The 18495-nt window shown below is 63.3% G+C and carries 19 protein-coding genes and 1 pseudogene; 13 read left to right on the forward strand and 7 right to left on the reverse strand.

What is annotated here, in order from left to right; genetic code table 11:
- The first annotated feature begins 1 nt into the window (after nucleotide 1).
- Both YUA_RS0130135 and YUA_RS51955 read left to right on the forward strand, forming a co-directional pair.
- Nucleotides 2-1828: an AMP-binding protein gene (locus YUA_RS0130135; RefSeq protein ID WP_027534034.1), complete on the forward strand. Its 1827-nt coding sequence runs from the start codon at nucleotides 2-4 to the stop codon at nucleotides 1826-1828.
- A 48-nt stretch (nucleotides 1829-1876) separates the two neighbouring features.
- Nucleotides 1877-2414: pseudogene (locus YUA_RS51955) on the forward strand (enoyl-CoA hydratase-related protein); the annotation flags it as partial.
- Between the two features lie 39 nt (nucleotides 2415-2453).
- Here the strand turns inward: YUA_RS51955 and YUA_RS45505 are convergent.
- Nucleotides 2454-3692, reverse strand: coding sequence for an FAD-binding protein (locus YUA_RS45505; protein ID WP_245285303.1), 1239 nt, complete (start codon nucleotides 3690-3692; stop codon nucleotides 2454-2456).
- Here YUA_RS45505 and leuB point away from each other — a divergent pair.
- The 5 genes from leuB to YUA_RS0130175 are packed head-to-tail and all read left to right on the forward strand — an operon-like array spanning nucleotide 3582 to nucleotide 7143.
- Nucleotides 3582-4394, forward strand: a complete 813-nt coding sequence (leuB, locus tag YUA_RS45510; protein WP_245285293.1) for a 3-isopropylmalate dehydrogenase — start codon at nucleotides 3582-3584, stop codon at nucleotides 4392-4394. The genes YUA_RS45505 and leuB overlap by 111 nt on opposite strands.
- The gene (locus YUA_RS45515; protein ID WP_245285294.1) at nucleotides 4394-5218 is read left to right on the forward strand and encodes an ABC transporter substrate-binding protein; all 825 of its coding nucleotides are present in this window, start codon (nucleotides 4394-4396) and stop codon (nucleotides 5216-5218) included. Before leuB ends, YUA_RS45515 begins: the two co-directional genes overlap by 1 nt.
- Nucleotides 5145-5441 carry a hypothetical protein gene (locus YUA_RS51960; RefSeq protein ID WP_245285295.1) on the forward strand — a complete coding sequence of 99 codons (297 nt, stop codon included), beginning with the start codon at nucleotides 5145-5147 and terminating at the stop codon, nucleotides 5439-5441. The genes YUA_RS45515 and YUA_RS51960 overlap by 74 nt, the downstream gene beginning before the upstream one ends.
- Before the next feature lie 44 nt (nucleotides 5442-5485).
- On the forward strand, nucleotides 5486-6271 hold the full coding sequence (locus YUA_RS0130170) for an ABC transporter ATP-binding protein (protein WP_027534036.1): 786 nt from the start codon (nucleotides 5486-5488) through the stop codon (nucleotides 6269-6271).
- Nucleotides 6268-7143, forward strand: coding sequence for an ABC transporter permease (locus YUA_RS0130175; protein WP_027534037.1), 876 nt, complete (start codon nucleotides 6268-6270; stop codon nucleotides 7141-7143). Before YUA_RS0130170 ends, YUA_RS0130175 begins: the two co-directional genes overlap by 4 nt.
- Before the next feature lie 48 nt (nucleotides 7144-7191).
- Here the strand turns inward: YUA_RS0130175 and YUA_RS0130180 are convergent, their stop codons facing one another.
- Nucleotides 7192-7551, reverse strand: a complete 360-nt coding sequence (locus YUA_RS0130180; RefSeq protein WP_027534038.1) for a RidA family protein — start codon at nucleotides 7549-7551, stop codon at nucleotides 7192-7194.
- Nucleotides 7552-7686: 135 nt separating this feature from the next.
- The gene (locus YUA_RS0130185) at nucleotides 7687-8445 is read right to left on the reverse strand and encodes an SDR family NAD(P)-dependent oxidoreductase (RefSeq protein ID WP_027534039.1); all 759 of its coding nucleotides are present in this window, start codon (nucleotides 8443-8445) and stop codon (nucleotides 7687-7689) included.
- Between the two features lie 165 nt (nucleotides 8446-8610).
- Here YUA_RS0130185 and YUA_RS0130190 point away from each other — a divergent pair, with 165 nt between their 5' ends.
- From YUA_RS0130190 to YUA_RS0130215, 6 genes are read left to right on the forward strand one after another with little or no spacing between them, the layout of a single operon-like run.
- On the forward strand, nucleotides 8611-9870 hold the full coding sequence (locus YUA_RS0130190; protein ID WP_027534040.1) for an ABC transporter substrate-binding protein: 1260 nt from the start codon (nucleotides 8611-8613) through the stop codon (nucleotides 9868-9870).
- 2 nt (nucleotides 9871-9872) lie between these two features.
- Nucleotides 9873-10814 carry a carbohydrate ABC transporter permease gene (locus YUA_RS0130195; RefSeq protein ID WP_027534041.1) on the forward strand — a complete coding sequence of 314 codons (942 nt, stop codon included), beginning with the start codon at nucleotides 9873-9875 and terminating at the stop codon, nucleotides 10812-10814.
- Nucleotides 10807-11655, forward strand: coding sequence for a carbohydrate ABC transporter permease (locus tag YUA_RS0130200; protein WP_027534042.1), 849 nt, complete (start codon nucleotides 10807-10809; stop codon nucleotides 11653-11655). The genes YUA_RS0130195 and YUA_RS0130200 overlap by 8 nt, the downstream gene beginning before the upstream one ends.
- A gap of 22 nt (nucleotides 11656-11677) precedes the next feature.
- Nucleotides 11678-12775, forward strand: a complete 1098-nt coding sequence (locus YUA_RS0130205) for a Gfo/Idh/MocA family protein (protein ID WP_027534043.1) — start codon at nucleotides 11678-11680, stop codon at nucleotides 12773-12775.
- A gap of 10 nt (nucleotides 12776-12785) precedes the next feature.
- Complete coding sequence (locus YUA_RS0130210) at nucleotides 12786-13430, forward strand: ThuA domain-containing protein (RefSeq protein ID WP_027534044.1); 645 nt, start codon at nucleotides 12786-12788, stop codon at nucleotides 13428-13430.
- The gene (locus YUA_RS0130215) at nucleotides 13427-14476 is read left to right on the forward strand and encodes a LacI family DNA-binding transcriptional regulator (RefSeq protein WP_027534045.1); all 1050 of its coding nucleotides are present in this window, start codon (nucleotides 13427-13429) and stop codon (nucleotides 14474-14476) included. The genes YUA_RS0130210 and YUA_RS0130215 overlap by 4 nt, the downstream gene beginning before the upstream one ends.
- 37 nt (nucleotides 14477-14513) lie before the next feature.
- On the opposite strand, the gene YUA_RS0130220 is transcribed toward YUA_RS0130215, so the two are convergent.
- From YUA_RS0130220 to YUA_RS0130235, 4 genes are read right to left on the reverse strand one after another with little or no spacing between them, the layout of a single operon-like run.
- The gene (locus tag YUA_RS0130220; RefSeq protein WP_027534046.1) at nucleotides 14514-15518 is read right to left on the reverse strand and encodes a Gfo/Idh/MocA family protein; all 1005 of its coding nucleotides are present in this window, start codon (nucleotides 15516-15518) and stop codon (nucleotides 14514-14516) included.
- A gap of 4 nt (nucleotides 15519-15522) precedes the next feature.
- Nucleotides 15523-16602: a Gfo/Idh/MocA family protein gene (locus YUA_RS0130225; RefSeq protein WP_245285296.1), complete on the reverse strand. Its 1080-nt coding sequence runs from the start codon at nucleotides 16600-16602 to the stop codon at nucleotides 15523-15525.
- The gene (locus YUA_RS0130230; RefSeq protein ID WP_027534048.1) at nucleotides 16568-17716 is read right to left on the reverse strand and encodes an N-acetylglucosamine-6-phosphate deacetylase; all 1149 of its coding nucleotides are present in this window, start codon (nucleotides 17714-17716) and stop codon (nucleotides 16568-16570) included. The genes YUA_RS0130225 and YUA_RS0130230 overlap by 35 nt, the downstream gene beginning before the upstream one ends.
- On the reverse strand, nucleotides 17713-18495 hold the full coding sequence (locus tag YUA_RS0130235; RefSeq protein WP_245285297.1) for a glucosamine-6-phosphate deaminase: 783 nt from the start codon (nucleotides 18493-18495) through the stop codon (nucleotides 17713-17715). The genes YUA_RS0130230 and YUA_RS0130235 overlap by 4 nt, the downstream gene beginning before the upstream one ends.

An 18495-nucleotide genomic window follows, 5' to 3' on the forward strand; every position in this document is an offset into this window, starting at 1 on the left:
CATGACCCGCCACGAATCTTTAGCCATTCCTGCAGAAGGCCTCCAGTTTGCGCCGCGAGAGGTAAGGATCGAGACGCGGCCAGATGGGACGCTGGTGCTGCGGTCCCCGATCGGGTTCGAAAGGCCGCAATGGTCGATCCTGGATTTCATCCCAGAATGGGCAGAGAAGGCGCCGCAGCGCGCATTTCTGGCCCAGCGCGGCCGCAACGGCGAGTGGCAGAGGATTTCCTACGCCGAACTCTGGCAAAGGGTGCGGTCCGTTGGGCAGGCCATGATCGATCTGGGCGCCAAGCGTGGCGACCGGCTGGCGATTCTCTCCGGCAATTCCATCGAGCAGGCAATCGTCATGTTCGCGGCGATGTCGGTCGGGGTCGTCGTAGCTCCGATATCTCCAAACTATTCGTTGATGCCGGGCGGCCTGGCTCGCTTGCAGGATATCGCAACACTGCTTGGGCCCGCCTTCGTTTTCGTGCAGGACAGCGAAACCTATTCGGGTGCGCGCACGATTCCGGAGCTTGCGTCCGCAACATGGATCAGCGCGGATCAGAAGGCCGGATCCGTGTCGATTCAGTCGCTTTATTCGACGCATCCCGGCACTGAGTTCGAGCAGGCCTTTCATTCGATCGACAAGGAAGCCGCCGCCAAAATTCTGTTCACCTCGGGTTCGACCGGGCTTCCCAAGGGCGTGATCAACACCCACACGATGATGGCAAGTTCGCTCCAGATGGGGACGCTGCTGGTGGCGCCTCGTGAGGCGCCGGTGCAGGTCGAATGGCTTCCATGGCATCACACCATGGGCAGCAACGTCATCCTGCACGGCATTCTGAAGAATGGCGGCACGCTCTACATCGATGATGGGCGTCCGGTCCCCCAGTTATTTCACAAGACGATTGCCAATCTGAAGGAAATATCGCCGACGGCCATGTTCAGCGTGCCGGCGGGATACATGCTGTTGTGCGAAGCGCTGGAGACCGACCTGGATCTGCGAGCCAATCTTTTCCGGCAGCTCGACCGGATGACTTACGCTGGCGCTGCGATATCACGCACCACGCTGGACAAGCTCTATCAGCTGGCGAAGCAATCGACCGGCAGACCTATTCCAGTGATGGCAGGCTATGGCACCACCGAAACGGCGCCCACGATCGCCACTACGCACTGGGCGACCGACACGCCGGGTGAACTGGGACTCCCGGCGCCCGGGGTGGAATTGAAGCTGATCCCTGCTGGCGACACGTATGAGGCCCGCGTGCGCGGCCCCAATGTGACACCAGGTTATCTCGGCCGTCCGGATTTGACCTCGGCGGCCTTCGACGATGAAGGCTTCTACCGGGTCGGCGACACCATCTCGTTCATCGATCCTGCCAATCCGAACCGCGGCCTGCGCTTCACCGGCCGAGTTTCCGAAAACTTCAAACTCGCCAACGGGACATGGGTGGCTGTCGGCAATCTGCGCGCCGCGGTTCTGGCGGCCACCCATGGCATCCTACAGGACGCCGTTGTTGCCGGTGAGAATCGCCACTCCTGCGCCGTGCTGGGCTGGTTGAATCCTGTCATGGCCAGAAGGCACGCCACCAACGCCGACGGCAATCTGAACTGCGACCCGGGTGTGATCGCTTTTCTCCAGCAATGCCTCCGGCTTTACAATTCCAATGTCGGAAGCAGCGAGCGCATCTGCGCGTTCACGCTGCTTGAGGAGCCGCCCTCGCTGGCGGCCGGCGAGATCACGGACAAGGCCTACATCAATCAACGCGCCGTTCTGATCAATCGAGCCGCGCAGATGGAACTGATCTATTCGTCCGAGCCTTGCGGCCAGGTGATCGTCATCTAGGCGATTGCGTGAGAGCGGCTGCCGCGGATTCAAGCGGGAGTGATTGAGATGGCGGAAGCTCAGATCGAAATCGACTCCGGAACCGGCGAGCTGTTATGCGAGATCCGCGACCGCGTCGCCCTGATCGCGGGCGCGGGTACGGCCTTTTGCGCTGACGGCGACGTCAACGGCATAGGGAGCAATTCAACTGGAAATCGAAACCGCGTTTGAAGATCGGATTGCCAATCTACAGGTCAGGCAACGTAACTTGACCGGAGCGCTGGCGGCGGTGAGAAATCCGACGATTGCAGCCCTTCCGGGACCCGCAGCCGGCGCCGCGACGGCGCTTGCGCTTGCCTGCGATATCCGGATTGCCGGATAATCCGCGATCATGTCCACGGGATATGCCCGGATCTGGCTGACCGGGGGCTCTGGCACCGCGTGGCTGTCGACCCGCCCTCTCGGGACCTCGCGGGCGCGGGAGCTGATGTTCCTGTCGGAGCGGATCGACGCGCGCCGCTGCGAGACGCTTGTTCTCGTAAACCGCGTGGTACCCGACGCTGAGTTGCGCGAGGCCGCGCTCGCAAGGTCGCTGGCGCAGGGACCGGCCTGGCAACCAACTGCGGACGTCAGGGTCGATAGTCGTTCAACGCTCCGGCTGCGTCCATTGCGGCACACCACCCGAATATGATCGCCGGTCCCAACATCGTTCCGGTCCCGGGTAGGTCCCGCGAAATATCGAGACTGCATCGTTGCCCGCAGCGTAAAGCCCGTCCAACGCATTACCGTCGCGCCCGAGCACACGTCCGCACTCATCGGTCCGCAAGCCGGCGCTGCTGGCGAGATCGGATGGCCAGACCGCGAGGGCGTAGTACGGGCCGGACCCGATACGGCGCAGGCATGGGTTCGGCTTGTTTGACGGGTCGCCATTGAAGCGATTGAGTTCGCTCGCGCCGCGGCCGAACTCTTCGTCCACGCCGGTCTCTGCGTAACGATTGTAGCGCTCGATCGTGGCTCGAAGTTCGGTCGGCTCGCTGCCGATCGCCTTCGCCAATCCCTCGATCGTATCGGCTCCGAGGAGATAGCCGGCAGCAATGAAAGTTTTGAGATTGCTCGCTCGGGGGTGGATGAGCCCAAGCCCGTAGTCGGCAATGAAGCGGCGGTCGCAAATGAGAAACGACGGTACCCGGGACGCGGTGCCGCTCCCTTGCAGCATGGCTGTGACGAAGTCGTGGTAAGAATCAGCCTCATTGACGAAGCGCCGGCCGGAGCCGTCAACGGCGAGAAGCCCCGGCTTCGCTCGGTCGAGAATGATGTGCGGAATGACGGAGAGCTGTCCGTCGGGCTGCCGCATCACTGAACTGGGCATCCACAGGGCGGCGCTCTCCGTATCGGCGACGATCTCGCCACCAATGGCTTCGGCAGTCGAAAGTCCATCGCCGCAATTCGAGGCGGGCGCCAGCGAGAAGCGCCGCGCGGCGGGCGGCAGCAGTCGTTCGCGAAGTTGGGGACTCCAACCTGCACCACCCGTCGCCAATACGATGCCTTTGCGGGCACCTATGCAGAGCGAGCGGCCAGGAGCGTTCATTATGGCGCCAATCACCCGCCCGTCTTCGACGAGCAGTTGCTGGAGGGCGGCTTCAAATCGCACATCGACGCCTGCTCCGCGCACATCGTAGAACAGCCGGCCGGCCAGCGCGTTGCCCATGACTAGCCGGGTTCCGCGCTGAAATCGAAGGCGGTCGACCGCCTGTCGCGCCAGCAGGCCGAAAGCATGTGCCAGATCGTCGCCAATCCGGCGCTGGCGGACTCCGCGCCGCTCAAGGCCGAGGTGCTGAAAGGCGTCGACTTCATCATCATCCGCGAGCTCACCAGCGGCATCTATTTCGGCGAACCGCGCGGCATCGAAACGCTGCCCGACGGCCAGCGCCGCGGTTTCAACACACAGCAATACACCACCAGCCAGGTCCGCCGGGTGGCGCGAACCGCGTTTGAACTGGCGCGGACGCGCAAGGGCAGGGTCTGCTCGGTCGATAAGGCCAATGTGCTGGAAACCAGCGTGCTGTGGCGCGAAGAAGTCACGGCGCTGCATGCTGCGGAATTCTCCGATGTCGAACTGACGCACCTCTATGTCGATAACGCCGCCATGCAGATCGTGCGGGCGCCGTCGCAGTTCGACGTCATGGTGACCTGCAATATCTTTGGAGACATTCTCTCCGATTGCGCGGCGATGGCGTCCGGCTCGCTCGGCATGCTGCCGTCGGTCTCGCTCGGACCGCCCGACCGGCTGGGGCGCCGCAAGGCGCTCTATGAGCCGGTCCACGGCAGCGCGCCCGATATTGCGGGAAAAGGCATTGCCAATCCGCTCGGCTCGATCCTCAGCGTCGCGATGATGTTGCGCATCACCCTCAATCGGCCCGATGATGCCCTGCTGCTGGAGAAGGCCGTGGATACGGCCCTGGCGGCCGGGGCAAGAACCGCCGATATCGCCGAGCCCGGCGCAAAAAGACTTTCGACCCAGGAGATGGGCGATGCGGTGCTGAACGCACTCGACAAAGTGGTCGGCAAGGAGAGGGAGCACGCGTGATGAGAACTCGGGTCACCAGACGGGCCGCGCTGACGATTGTCGCCGGCGCCGGTGTCTCTATGGCGGCGGGGCGGGCGCGGGCTGATGTCACGTCGGGCCGCGTGATCTATCCGGTGGCCATTCCGATCTATCAGTCTCAATTCGTCGCGGACCGGGCCGGATTCTTCAAGGAGGCCGGCCTCGACTGCAGGCTGATCCAGGGTGGAAGCGGCGTGAAGACGCGCGAGATCATCGCCTCGTCCCAGGGCGATATCGGTATCGGAGATATCACCCACCCGATGCAGCTCAGCAATCACGGCCGCAGTGCGCGGGTCCTGATGCCGGTCGATACGCGCAGCAACGCCGCGATCTTCATCATCCGCAAGGATCTCTTCGATCAGGGCATCACCACCCTCGAGGCACTGGCGAAGTGGAAACGGCCTGACGGACGAAAGCCGATCGTTTCGGTGTCGTCGCTGGGCGGGACCAATCACGTATGGGCCTCCTACTACATGGAAACCATGGGACTCGACGACAAGGTGACCTGGATCGGCACCGGCAACGTCGACACCATGATGGGCACGTTGAAAACGAAACAGGTCGATGTTCTCATCAACTCGCCATCGATCCTGAAGGACTCGATCGAGCAGGGCTGGGGCGCGCTGTTGTTCGATGGAACGGACGAGGCGGTCTGGGCCAAGTATATCGGGGGCAAAGTTCCGGTGACCTCATTTCACCCTGCAGTCGACCATCGACAGGGACCCGCAGAAGATGCAGGCGTTCGTCACGGCGCTGTGGCGTGCAACCCAGTGGATCAAGGGGCATTCTCCCGAAGAGGTCTATGACGCGATCGAGCCTTATGTCGGGAGCACGTCGCGCGATGCGAACATTGTCGACATCACGGTCATGAAGAAGGTCACCGATTACGAAGGCATCATCGACGCGGACAGCTTCGCGCGCGGTCAGAAGGTCTGGTTTCGTGAAATGACCGGCATCAAGCCGCTCGCGATGGCCGAAATCGTCAATAGCAGCTTCATCGAAGCGGCACGCAAGGCCTATCCGGCTTGACGGTGCGGGCCATGCACGTGTCGCGCCGCGTTGCCTCGCCCGAGATGCAGCGCATCGACGTGCGCGGCTTGTGCAAGACCTTCCAATTGGCAGGTACGGCCATCGAGGCGGTGCGCGACGTTTCCTTCAATGTCCGCCGCGGCGAATTCGTCGCTCTTTTGGGGCCATCCGGTTCAGGCAAGAGCACCGTCCTCAACATGATCGCGACACTGGTCAAGCCAACCAGCGGTCATATCCTGATCGATGGAACGCCCGTTGTTCCCGGACAGGCGACGCCGAATGTCGGGTATGTGTTCCAGCGCGATACCCTGTTTCCCTGGTGCACCGTCGCCGACAACATCGGCTACGGCCTGCAACTGGCGGGCGTTCCGGTGGCGGAGCGAAAGGAACGTATCAGTGCCTGCCTGAAGCAAGCCGGGCTGCAGGATTTTGGCAACGCCTATCCCTCGGCATTGTCGGGCGGCATGCGCCAGCGCGCGGCCTTGATGCGAACGCTGGTCGTTGAACCGCAGGTTCTGTTGATGGACGAGCCGTTCGGCGCGCTCGACACCCACACCAAGATCGATATGCACGATGTGCTGCTTCGCATCTGGGAACGCGAGCAGCAGACCGTGCTGTTCGTGACCCATGATCTCGGCGAGGCCCTGACACTGGCAGATCGCATCATTCTGTTTTCCGCGCGGCCCGGCCGGATCAAGGAGAGCTTCGAGGTGGATTTTGCCCGCCCGCGCAACGCCGTGAAGATCCGGGAGACGCCGCGTTATGCCGAACTGTTTCAGCTGATCTGGCACTCGCTTGGCGAGGAGTTCATAAAGGGCCGTAGCCCATGAGGCGAGCGCGCCACCCTGGCAGAACGTTGGCATGGCAAGCGATCATTTGCCTTTGCTTCCTTTCGATCTGGCAGTGGGGCTACGATCTGCACGGCCGCCTTCCCTGGCTGGTGCCGGATCTGCTCGACCCCTATTTCGTGTCCAAGCCCTCGGAAATCTTCGAGCATTTCCTGATCCTGAGCTGCCTCAAGTCGAAGGTCGGGGTGTTCAACGGCTGGTTCAATGGCGAATTCGGCCGCTGCATGGCACGATCCGAGAACAATCTCTGGATCGCGACCGCAGTCACCCTGAAGAACACGTTCTTCGGTTTCGTGACCGGCGTCAGTAGCGGCTTTGCCGCGGGCCTGGTGCTCGGCCGTTCGGATCGGTTGAGCGCAATTTTTCAGCCGTTCATCACGGCGGTGAATTCGATTCCCCGCATCGCTCTCGCGCCGATCATCGTGCTGGCCTTCGGCATCGGCGATACCTCGAAGATCGTCACGTCGTGGATCGTGGTCGTCTTTCTCGTCTTCTTCAATACGTTCGAAGGAGCGCGCTCGATCGACGAGGGTTTTGTCAATGCGGCGCGGCTGCTCGGCGCCAGCGAGTGGCAGATCACCCGCACGGTGGTCATCCCCTCGACCATGGCCTGGGTCTTTGCCTCGCTGACACCCGCGATCTCCTTCGCCCTGATCGGGGTGATTGTCGGCGAGTTCATCGGTGCGGAACGGGGGATCGGGCGCCTCATCATCGAGTCCGAGGCGCGAGCGGAGGCCTCGGGAATGATGGTCGCCGTCATCGTTCTGATGCTGGTCGGTGTTGCGCTATCCGCGTTGATCTGGCGGTTGCAGGCCTACCTGCTACGTTGGCAGCAGCACAATCTCGCTGAGTAGCCTGAACAACAGCGGGCTATCAGTTCGCCTCGGATCAGATACGCGCCTTCAGCTCGAGGTTCGACGAGCCGCAATTGCGGTCATCTCGAGCTTGACGCCAGGGCCGAGGTCGGCCACCCCGATGACCGCGCGCGCCGGCAAAGATGCTTCCGCGAAGCATGCCTTCCAGGCCGTATTGAATGCGGCCTTCTCGCTGAGCTTAGTAACGAAGATCGTCACTTGCAGGACATGGGACCGGTCCGATCCGAGGGTTTCCAGCAAACGCGACAACTGGCCAAGTACATCATTTGCCTGGCCGGCCATATCGAGGCTCGTATCCTCAGGGACAATTCCACCGATGTAGAGCACGCCGTTGTGCTCGACAACCTCGTGGAGCAATCCCTCATAGGGTAGGACGCGCTTGATCATGGTGCCACCTCTGACGTTGCCGGGACGGCCAGACGTTTGTTGGAATAGCCGATGAATCTCCTGACAAGTCAACACGCATTCACAATCGGCGCATCCAAGCTGAGAGCTGGTGCATGCACCAGCTCTCAAAGGATCTCACACCCAGCCACCATCGACGATGTAGTGCTGGGCGGTGCAGGCGGAGGCCTCGTCGGAGGCGAGGAAGACGGTGAATTTCGCGACCTCGTCCGGCACCAGCCTGCGCTTCAGGCATTGCCGCTGCTGCAATTCGACCTCGCCCGCCGGCGTCATCCATTTCTCGAGTTGGCGGTCGGTCATGATCCAGCCCGGTGCGATCGCGTTCACGCGGATATTGTAGGGACCGTAGTCGCGCGCCAGCGAGCGTGTCAGGCCGATCACGCCTGATTTGCTGGCGGTGTATGCCGCCATGCCGCCTTGTCCGGCGATCCACGATACCGAGCCGAAGTTGATGATGGCGCCGGCATTCGCGGCCTTCATGTCCGGCAGCACGGCTTGCGACGCAAAGAACTGGTGCTTCAAATTCACCGCGATGCGGTCGTCCCAATATTCCGGCGTCATCTCCTCGGTCTTGTGCCGTTCATCATGCGCGGCGTTGTTGATGAGGATGTTGATCGCGCCGTGCGCCTTGCGCGCCTCCACCACGCCGGCGCGTAGCGCGGGGATGTCGGTCAGGTCGACCTGTTGGAAATGCGCGGTGAGACCTTGATCCGATAGCTCGCGCGCCAGGCGTTGGCCCTCGTCGACCTTGATGTCGAAGAACACGACCCTGGATTTCTGCTGCGCGAAGTGCCGCACGATCGCAGCGCCAATGCCCGCTGCGCCTCCGGTGACGAGAACGACCTTGCCGGCAAGGTCGGAATAGATGGCAGCCATGGGCACCTCTCAGTTTGTTGCGGGCAGCGCGACTGCCGGCCCGATTCTTTTTCCTGACCTTAGCCATTCCTTTCGTGAGGTGCATAGGTCAGAATTTGTGTTGCGCACCTCAAAAATCAAAGGCAGAATTGCAGCCAAAGAATAAGAGCCGGTTGGGAGGATGTGATGAGGCTGCTCACGAAGCTGGGACTCGCCGCTGCCGTATGCCTGCTTGGCGCCAACGTCGCCGCAGCCGACACCACAGTGAAATGGCTGCACATCGAGGTCAATCCGGCCCAGGTGAAGATCTGGGAGGAGGTTGCGCGTGCCTATGAGGCCTTGCATCCCGGCGTGAAGGTCGAGATGCAGTTCCTCGAGAACGAGGCCTACAAGGCCAAGCTGCCGACCATCCTGCAATCCAAGGACCGGCCGAACATCATCTACAGCTGGGCCGGCGGCGTCCTGAAGACCCAGATCGAGGCCGGCGTCCTCGACGACATCACCGACTCTGTGAAGGGTTACAGCGACAGCCTCACCCCGGCTGCGCTCGCCGCCTTCACCAGCAATGGCAAGATTTACGGCCTGCCGACCGCGCTGTCGCAGGTCGGATTCCTCTGCAACAAGGAGCTGATGGCCAAGGCGAAGGTCGATCCTGCTGCCATCAAGAGCTGGGACGATCTGCTCGCCGCAGTGAAGACGTTGAAGGCAGCCGGCGTGACGCCAATCGTGGTCGGCGGCGCCGACAAATGGCCGCTGCATTTCTACTGGACGCATCTCGCGGTTCGCGTCGGCGGCAAGGCGGCCTTCGATGCGGCGCTGCGTGGCGAGAATGGCGGCTTTGCCGGCGAGACCTTCCAAAGATCAGGCGAGTTGTTCAAGCAGCTCGTTGATCTCCAGCCGTTCCAGAACGGCTTTCTCGGTTTCAAGAACCCGCAGGCCGTTGGCTATTTCGGCGACGGCAAGGCGGCGATGACGCTCGCGATCTCGACCGTCTATAACCTGCAGCGCGCGCTCGCTGCCGACAAGGTGGGATTGAGCGAGGACAGAATTTGCTGGTTCGATTTTCCGGTCGTGTCAGGCGGCAAGGGCGCGCCGACGGATACGCTCGGCGGCATCACCGGTTGGCTGATCACCAAGGGCTCGCCGAAGGAGGCGGTCGATTTCCTGAAGTACTTTATCTCCAAGGACGTGCAGACGCGGCTCGCGGCGTCCAATTTCATCATCCCCGTGGTGCAGGGCGCGGACGCCGGCCTCAACAATTCCTTCATGAAGCTGATCGCGTCCAACCTCGCGAAGTCGAACTACCACCAGAATTTCTATGACCAGAGTCTCGGCCCCTCGGTTGGCCGCGTCGTCAACGACGTCACCGCGGAGATCGCCGGTGGCAGCATGAGCCCGCAGGACGCTGCGAAAGCGATCGAAGCGGCGCGGAAGCAGGGTAACTGACGGTGGCGCGGCGGATCGCGATCGCGTCGCCGATGGGCGTTGCCGGCGAGACGGTCTCGCAGGCCGCGGTCCGCGGCCCGAGTTGGGACGGCCGCTCCACCGTCCTGGTCCTGTTCCTGCCGCCGGCGCTGCTGCTGTTCACATTGTTCGTGGTGCTTCCGATCGGCGAGGCGGCCTGGTATTCCGGCTTCAACTGGAACGGCTTTGGCCGGCCGACCAATTGGATCGGCTTCGACAATTACCGCTTCGTGCTGGAAACGCGCGCCTTCTGGCTCGCGCTGCGCAACAACGGGCTGATCATCGCGGTCTCGCTCGCGATCCAGCTCCCGCTCGCGCTCACGCTGGCGTTGATGCTCGCCGAACGATTTCGCGGGGCGGTCGCGCTGCGCATGCTGTTCTTCATGCCCTACATCCTGGCCGAGATCGCGACCGGGTTGATCTTCAGCTTCGTCTATGACGGCGACTACGGCCTTGTCGCCTCGATCTGGCGCACCTTCGGCGCCGAGCCGCCACATCTGCTGGCCTCGACCGACACGGCGATGCTGGCGGTGCTGATCGTGATCGTCTGGAAGTATTTTGGCTTCCACATGATGCTGTTCATCGCGGCGCTGCAAAGCCTCGACAAGAGCCTGATCGAGGCGGCGCGGATCGACGGCGCAACGCGCTCGCAAGCCCTGCGCCATGTCGTCATCCCCTTGCTCTATCCGACGATCCGGCTTTCCGTGTTCTTCGCCATCGTCGGCTCGCTGCAGCTGTTCGACCTCGTCATGCCGCTGACGCGCGGGGGGCCAGCGGACTCCTCTAACACCATGGTGAGCTTCCTTTACAACAACGGCATTTCGCGCATGCGTGTCGGCTATGGCAGCGCCATCGGCGTCATCCTGTTCGTGATTTGCGTGACCTTTGCGTTCACCTACAAGCGATGGTTCATGCGCGATGAGTAACGCCGAGATCACCCGCACGCCGTTCGATCCCGCTGTGCTGTTCAAGGCGGCGTTCCTCGCCGTCGTTGCCGTCTTCGTGCTGGTGCCGTTGCTCGCGACCCTGCTCGGCGGCTTCAAATCGCTCGGCGAATTGCGCGTGAATCCGTTCGGCCTGCCGCGCCACTGGGAATGGCAGAACTATGCCGACATCCTGTTCTCCGGGCGTTACTGGCAGCTCCTGCGCAACTCGCTGATCATCTCGACGCTCACGGTGATATTGACCCTGATCACAGCCTCGATGGCGGCGTTCACCTTCGCCCATGTCAAGTTCTACGGCTCATCGATGCTGCTGAGCTACCTGACGCTCGGCCTGCTGTTTCCGGCAGCGACCGCCGTGCTGCCGTTGTTCATCAAGGTGCGCGATCTCGGACTGCTCGATACTTATTTCGGCGTCGCGCTGCCGCAGGTGGCCTTCAGCCTCGCCATGAGCGTGCTGCTGCTGCGGCGCTTCTTCAAGGACATTCCCCATGAACTGCTCGAGGCGGCGCTGGTCGATGGCTGCAGCTACATCAAGTTCTTCCGCTACGTGACGCTGCCGTTGTCCCGGCCGATCCTGGCGACCGTGGGGACCATCACCTTCGTCAACAGCTGGAATGCGTATCTTCTGCCGCTGGTGATGCTCAACACCGATGCGCTCTATCCCTGGCCGCTCGGCATCATGATTTACCAGGGCGAGTATTCGTCCGAATGGCACCTGATCCTGGCCTTCATCACGCTCACCATCCTGCCGACGATCATTCTGTTCCTGCTGGCACAGAAGCACATCGTCGCCGGCCTCACCGCAGGCGCGGTCAAGGGATGAACGGTACCTCACGGAGATCACAATGAGAAAAGTCGGCGTCGGAATTATCGGCTGCGGCAATATCAGCACCGCGTATCTGAAAGCTGCCCAACGCTTCCCGGTCATGGAGATCAAGGCGCTCGCCGACATGCGCAGCGACGCGGCGGAGCGCCAGGGCGCCGCCTTCGGGCTGCCGGCGATGCGGGTCGATCAGCTGCTCAAACGCGACGACGTCGAGATCGTCATCAATCTCTCCGTGCCGCTCGCCCACACCGACGTCAGCCTCGCGGTGCTGAACGCCGGCAAGCACGTTCACTCCGAGAAGCCGCTCGGCATCAACGTCACGGAAGCCCGCAAGGTGATGGATATCGCCGCGCAGAAGAACCTGCGCGTCGGCTGCGCGCCCGACACGTTCCTCGGCGGGGGGCACCAGACCGCGCGCAAGCTGATCGACGACGGTGCGATCGGCACGCCCGTGGCGGGCAGCGCCTTCTTCGGCTGCCCCGGCCACGAGCGCTGGCATCCGGCGCCGGGATTCTACTATCTGCGCGGCGGCGGGCCGATGCTCGACATGGGCCCTTATTACATCACTGATCTCGTGCAGCTGCTGGGCCCGGTCGCGAGCGTGATGGGATCTGTAGCACGCCCGAAATCCGAGCGCCTGGTCACCAGCCAGCCGATGAACGGCGCCTTGATCCCGGTCGAGGTTTCGACCCATGTCGCGGGCACGCTCGAATTCGAGAGCGGCGCGGTCGTCTCGATCGCGATGAGCTTTGATGTGCCGAAGCACCGGCGCGCGCCGATCGAGATCTATGGTGACAAGGGCAGCATGCTGGTGCCGGACCCGAACCGCTTCGGGGGCGAGGTGCAGGTCGCGAAGACCGGCGGCGAATGGGAGACGGTGCCGTTGACACACGGTCACGTTGAAGGCGAGTTCCGTTCCATCGGCGTGGCCGACATGGCCTCCGCGATCCTGAACAACCGGCCGCATCGTGCCAGCGGTGCGCTCGCTTTCCATGTGCTGGAGGTGATGGAGGCGTTCCAGACCTCCGCCGACGAAGGGCGGCGCGTCAAGATCGAGAACCGCGTCGAGCGGCCGGCAATGTTGCCGGCCGGACGTGAAACCGGACAGATCGACTGAGGGAATGACCATGCGCAAGGCATTGATTGTATGGGGCGGCTGGCCGGGACACGATCCCGATCTCTGTGCCTCGATGATCCGCGGCTGGCTGAAGGCGGAAGGCTTCGAGGTCCGGATTGAAACGACGACAGAGGCATTCGGCGATCCCGCGATCCACGATCTTTCGTTGATCATCCCGATCTACACCATGTCGAAGATCGAGAAGGCCGACGCGCTCAATCTCTGCGCCGCCGTGCGTAGCGGCGTCGGGCTCGCTGGTCACCACGGCGGCATGTGCGATGCGTTCCGCGAGTCCGTCGACTACCAGTTTCTGTGTGGCGGGCAGTGGGTCGCGCATCCCGGCAACATCATCGACTACACGGTCGACTTGACGAAGCCGGATGATCCCATCATGAAGGGCCTGAAAAGTTTTGAGCATCGTTCCGAGCAATATTACATGCATGTCGACCCCGCCAACGAGGTGTTGGCGACGACGACCTTTACCGGCGAGCACGTATCCTGGATCGAGGGTGTGGTGATGCCGGTGGTCTGGAAGAAGCGATACGGCGCGGGCAGGGTGTTCTATTCCTCGCTCGGCCACCGCGCCTACGAGCTCGACGTGCCGGAGATCCGGACGTTGATGACTCGCGGCATGCTGTGGGCGGCGCGCGAATGACAGCTGGCGCGACGCAGCCGGCGGTTCGCGCCACTCTGGAGGACGTCGCGCGTGCGGCGGGAGTCTCGCTCGCCACCGTCGATCGCGTCGTCAACCGGCGCGAGGGCGTGCGCGCCAAGACCGTCGCGCGCGTCGAAGCCGCCGTCGCCAAGCTCGGCTACCGCGCGGACGTGGCGGCCGCACGGCTCGCACGCGGGCAGAGTTTTCGCTTCGCCTTCGTGCTGCCGTCCGGCAGCAATAGCTTCATGACCAACCTGACCGAGCAGGTCCAGCGCACCGCGGACTGGCTCGCCGGCCAGCGCGGCTTCATCGATATCCTCCATGTCGACGTGTTCGATCCGGATGTGCTGGCAAGCGCGCTGGAAAACCTGTCGCCGGCCTATCAGGGCGTCGCCGTGATCGCGCTCGATCATCCCAGGGTGCGCGCCGCGATCGACGAGCTCGCCGCGCGCGGGGTCGCCGTGGTGACCCTCGTGTCGGACGCGCCGAGCTCGCGCCGCCTGCATTATGTCGGTATCGACAACCCGGCCGCGGGGCGGACTGCATCGACGCTGATTGGACGCTTTCTTGCCGGGCGCGAGGCCACGGTCGCCGTAATCGCGGGATCGTTGTCGCTACGCGATCATACCGAGCGTCAGTTCGGCTTCCACCAGATCCTGTCCAGCGAGTATCCGAACCTGCGCGCGCTACCGGTCATCGAGGGCCGCGACGACAGCGAGCGCACGCGGGAGCTCACCGCCGCGCTGCTCGCGCGCCATGCTGATCTCCGCGGCATATATTGCTGCGGCGCTGGCAACCGTGGCATCGCCGATGCGCTCGAGGCCTCGGGCCGCGCGCGCGAGGTGGTCTGGATCACCCATGAGCTCACTCAGTACACGCGGCGTTTCCTGGTCCGTGGCACGCTCGATGCCATCATCAATCAGGATCCCGGCCACGAGGCGCGGTCTGCGGCGCGCGTCCTGCTCGCGCATTGTTCGGGCGAGCCGATCAGCCCCGACCAGGAGCGCATCCGTATCGACATTTTTCTGCGGGACAATCTGCCGTAACTTCGAGAATCGTAGCCGGCAGCCTTGGTCTTTTCTCTCAACCCCACCGAATGAGTTTGCCGCCTTGCTTCGCACTTTCTTCGGCGAGGATGGCGATGCGCGTGGCGCGCAGGGCGTCCTTCGCCGAAATTTGCAGGGATTCGCCGCGCGCAAGGTGATCGAAGACGAAGCCGGCCGGTGAGGCGCCCGGGGGCAGGTCGACCTCACGCCGCGGTCGTGTTGCGGTTTCAACGAGAAGCCGGTTCTCGGCGAAGAGAACGTCAGCGCGTCCGCGTGTCCCCGATATCCGCATGGCATAGTCGCCATGGCGGGGAGAAGCTTCCGGCTGAATCCAGTCGACTTCGATTGAAAATTGCGGGCCGTCATCGCAGGCGAGGATCGCGCGTCCCAGCGCGGGAAAGTTCGTCGTGCCGGCAGCCGGGGTGGGCGAGACCCAGCCGCTGATCATACCGCCGGTATGTCCCGTCAACCAAAGCGTCAGATCGATGTCGTGGACCGTCAGGTCGGCGAGAATGCCGCCATAGGTCGATGGCTCGAACATCCATGCCGGACGGCGGTTTGGCACGAGCTTGTGTGGCCCGGTCGAGCTGATCGAGACGATGTCGCCCAACTCGCCGCTATCGAGAACCGAGCGAAGCGCGAGCGTCACCGGATAGAAGCGCTTCTCGAGCAGAAGCGTCAGCAGATCGCGGCCGGCGAGGGCGTCCTCGATCAGCGCGAGCTGCGGCAGCGTCACCGCCATCGGCTTGTCGACGATCGCAAAGATATTCCGGCGCAGCAGTTCGGCCACGATCGGAGCCCGGAGACCGAACTCGGTGAAAACAGCCACGGCCTGGACCTTGTGCGCCTCCAACAGCGCGATCAGGTCGGCATAGCCGGGCACCTGCGTGCGTCGTACCAGCTCGGCAAGGCGTGCGGCGTCGCGGTCGGCGACCGCCGCGATCCTGACGTCGGTCCGGGTCGCGATCTCCGAGAGCACATATTCGACATGCGGATGAGCCGCACCAATGATGGCGATGTCGAGCGTTGAATTATCGGCCATCGAGCTACACCTGTGGCGAAACGTCGTGGGGGTCGACGGCCCGACCGTCCGTGGCCGAACGATAAATGGCTGTGACCACGCGCGTAGCCTCGAACCCATCCCTGAACGGAGTGGCGGGTGCCCGTCGCTCCCGGACCGCTTCGACGAAGTCGCGCCATTGCGCGATATGCCCCTCGATGCCGATGGCCTTGGGATCGTTGGCGGCACTTCCTGGTCCCGCCGCGCTCGCCGGCTGCGGGACACCGGGAAAATCCCAGCGGACGATGCTGTCGTGCGCGAGCTCGCAACTGCCGCGATCGGTAAACAGCCGCAGCATAGCGGGCCGTCCCGGCGGCAGCGCCGTGCTCGTCACGATCACGCCCATCGTGCCGGATACGAAGGACAGTAGCGCTGCCGTCGTGTCCTCGATGGCGTGCGCGTGTCCAAGCGTTGCAGTCTTGCCTTGAACACTCGCCACGGGTCCGAACAGCCAAAGCATCAGATCCAGATTGTGGACGCCCTGGTTGAAGAGCGAGCCGCCGCCATGATCGGCTTCGGCACGCCATGGCTTCTCGGCATAGTAGGCATCGGAGCGATACCAGTGGATCGCCGCCTCGATTAGGCGCGGTTGTCCAAGGTTGCCTGCGTCGAGCAGCTTCTTGATCGCCTGGTGCTGCGGTTCGAGCCGACGCTGCGAGACCACGCCGCATGTCAGCTGCGAACTCTCGGCAGCATGGACCAGGGACGCAGCCTCGGCCGGATCGACGCAAAGCGGCTTCTCGACAAGCACATGTCGTCCGGATCTGATGGCGGCAAGTGCTGCATCGTGATGAGCGCCGCTCGGGGTGCAGATAACGACCGCGTCGATCGCTGCACCGGCAAGCATGGCGTCGGTGGTTGCAAATGTCGGAACAGCTTCGCCATCGATGCACGCGGCGATTTGCTCGGGGGTGCCGCCGGCGACAGCGGCCAAGACGGTTTCGTCGAGCGCCCTGATCGCGCACGCGTGGGTTTCACCGATCGCCCCTGGACCGACCAACCCGATGCGAAGTCGGCTCATCTCAATTTCCTCAATGCTTGGCCGGAAAGGGCTGACCGGCAACATAGACGGTCTCGGGAATAATCGACCCGTCATCTCCGAAACGAAATCGAAGCAGATCGGCGGGCGCACCGACTGTCAGAGCCGGAAGCTGGAATGGTGTGCGGGGATTAATCGTTGCCAACTTCAGTGCCTCGGCCAGCGTCAATCCGGCCATTCGTCTGGCCGTCGCAATCCCGAATGCCAGGCTGGCGGCTGCTCCCGCCAGAAACGGCGTGCCCACCACTTCCAGCCGGCCATTCGCCTTCAGTTCGACCCGTCCGCCCACAGGCATGTCGTAGATCGCCGGCGGACAACCCGCGAGTGCGACGGCGTCCGAAACCAGCATGGATCGCTCGAGGCCCTTTGCGCGCAGCATGGCCTTGAAGGTCTCGGGCGGAAGATGGTGGCCATCGGCGATGAAGCTCGCCCACAGCCTGTCCTCCGCCAACTGCGTCCAGATCGGGTTGGGATGCCGCGGCAGCCGCGCCGCGATGCCGTTCCCAAGGTGGGTTGACAACATCGCGCCAGCCTCGACCGCGGCGGAGATCTGATCCGTCGTAGCGCCGGTATGGCCGAGCGCAACATGAACCCCGCCCGCCCGCAGCCCTCGCACATAGTCGGGCGTCTCCGGCCAGTGCGGCGACAATGTCACGAGACCAACGAGGTTTCCGCTGGCGGCTTGCCAGGCGTCGAACTCATCGAGATCAGGCGGCCTGACATGTTCGGCCGGGTGCGCGCCGCGAGGACCGTCCTCCGGTGCGATATGGGGGCCTTCAACATGGACGAAGGGGATCGCGTGCTTGACCAGTGGGTCGCTGTCGCGCGCCTGCGCAATCGCCTTCAATGCATCGATGAGCGCGGTGCGCGATGCCGTGATCAGCGTCGGCGCAAAACGGGACACGCCGCTGCCATGGACAGCGATAGTGAGATCGCGAACCGTCTGGGGGTCGGTGCCGCCGTTGAGGTCATGGCCACCGAAGCCGTTCAATTGCAGATCGAACAGTCCGAGCGACAACCAATGCCCGTCATCGGCACCGCCCGGGGCGATGCCTGAAATACGGCCATCGATCATGGTAATGGTGCGAGGCTGTCCGGTTTCCGGATCGCGGCCCGAGACGGATGTCGTCGCGCCGCTCATGCGCGTGCCGGCGCTTGCAGCGAAAGCTGGGGCGGTGCTGAAGCCCGGTCGAGATACAGCTTGCATCGCGGATGCGTACGCAATGCGCTCGCCGGACAGGCGGCGCCGATCGGGCCGTACAGAGATAGCTCGACCGCGGCTTGCTTGGATGCACCGGGCACCACGCAAAAAAGCTGGCTGGCATCCAGCAATCGGGGGATCGTCAGGGTGATCGCGTGTGTCGGGACGTCGCCCAGTATGGCAAAGCACTTGTCGTCAACCTGCTGCTGACGGCAGGTCGCATCGAGCTCGACGATCTTGACCTGCTTCGTGTCGTGCAGATCCGCGACGGGCGGATCGTTGAACGCCAGATGTCCGTTGACGCCGATGCCGAGGCACACGATGTCGATCGGGGCCTCGGCCAGAAGCGCCGTATAACGCGCCGCCTCCTGGTCCGGATCTGGCTCTTGTCCGATCAAGTGGACGTTGCCCATGGGGACCCGCGAGAAGAAATGGCGGGTGAGCCAAGTGCTGAAGCGCTCGGGCGCATGCGCCGGAAGCCCGAGATATTCGTCCATGTGGAAGGCGGTCACGCGTCGCCAATCGATATCGCGTTCTGTAACGAGCGCATCCAGCATCTCTGCTTGGCTCGGCGCGGCGGCGAACACCATCCTCACGATATCCTGCCGCGCGAGGCGATCGCGCATCGCGGCCGCGATGTCCGACGCCGCGGCCCGACCCATCGCATCCCGCGTCTCGAACGTCGCGATTCCTGGAGCGACCGAAGCCATCATGCTCAT

Source organism: Bradyrhizobium sp. WSM3983 (assembly GCF_000473045.1).
Lineage (GTDB): Bacteria > Pseudomonadota > Alphaproteobacteria > Rhizobiales > Xanthobacteraceae > Bradyrhizobium.

Excerpts from the sequence above, each read along its gene's own strand:
- YUA_RS0130180 (WP_027534038.1), bottom strand. The coding sequence starts at position 7,551 with ATGATCAAGCGCGTCCTACCCTATGAGGGATTGCTCCACGAGGTTGTC.
- YUA_RS0130185 (WP_027534039.1), bottom strand. The coding sequence starts at position 8,445 with ATGGCTGCCATCTATTCCGACCTTGCCGGCAAGGTCGTTCTCGTCACC.
- YUA_RS0130230 (WP_027534048.1), bottom strand. The coding sequence starts at position 17,716 with ATGAGCGGCGCGACGACATCCGTCTCGGGCCGCGATCCGGAAACCGGA.
- YUA_RS51960 (WP_245285295.1), top strand. The coding sequence starts at position 5,145 with ATGCAGGCGTTCGTCACGGCGCTGTGGCGTGCAACCCAGTGGATCAAG.
- YUA_RS0130190 (WP_027534040.1), top strand. The coding sequence starts at position 8,611 with ATGAGGCTGCTCACGAAGCTGGGACTCGCCGCTGCCGTATGCCTGCTT.
- YUA_RS0130215 (WP_027534045.1), top strand. The coding sequence starts at position 13,427 with ATGACAGCTGGCGCGACGCAGCCGGCGGTTCGCGCCACTCTGGAGGAC.
- YUA_RS0130220 (WP_027534046.1), bottom strand. The coding sequence starts at position 15,518 with ATGGCCGATAATTCAACGCTCGACATCGCCATCATTGGTGCGGCTCAT.
- YUA_RS0130135 (WP_027534034.1), top strand. The coding sequence starts at position 2 with ATGACCCGCCACGAATCTTTAGCCATTCCTGCAGAAGGCCTCCAGTTT.
- YUA_RS0130175 (WP_027534037.1), top strand. The coding sequence starts at position 6,268 with ATGAGGCGAGCGCGCCACCCTGGCAGAACGTTGGCATGGCAAGCGATC.
- YUA_RS0130235 (WP_245285297.1), bottom strand. The coding sequence starts at position 18,495 with ATGAGCATGATGGCTTCGGTCGCTCCAGGAATCGCGACGTTCGAGACG.
- YUA_RS0130170 (WP_027534036.1), top strand. The coding sequence starts at position 5,486 with ATGCAGCGCATCGACGTGCGCGGCTTGTGCAAGACCTTCCAATTGGCA.
- YUA_RS0130225 (WP_245285296.1), bottom strand. The coding sequence starts at position 16,602 with ATGTTGCCGGTCAGCCCTTTCCGGCCAAGCATTGAGGAAATTGAGATG.
- YUA_RS0130210 (WP_027534044.1), top strand. The coding sequence starts at position 12,786 with ATGCGCAAGGCATTGATTGTATGGGGCGGCTGGCCGGGACACGATCCC.
- YUA_RS0130205 (WP_027534043.1), top strand. The coding sequence starts at position 11,678 with ATGAGAAAAGTCGGCGTCGGAATTATCGGCTGCGGCAATATCAGCACC.
- leuB (WP_245285293.1), top strand. The coding sequence starts at position 3,582 with ATGTGCCAGATCGTCGCCAATCCGGCGCTGGCGGACTCCGCGCCGCTC.
- YUA_RS45515 (WP_245285294.1), top strand. The coding sequence starts at position 4,394 with ATGAGAACTCGGGTCACCAGACGGGCCGCGCTGACGATTGTCGCCGGC.
- YUA_RS0130200 (WP_027534042.1), top strand. The coding sequence starts at position 10,807 with ATGAGTAACGCCGAGATCACCCGCACGCCGTTCGATCCCGCTGTGCTG.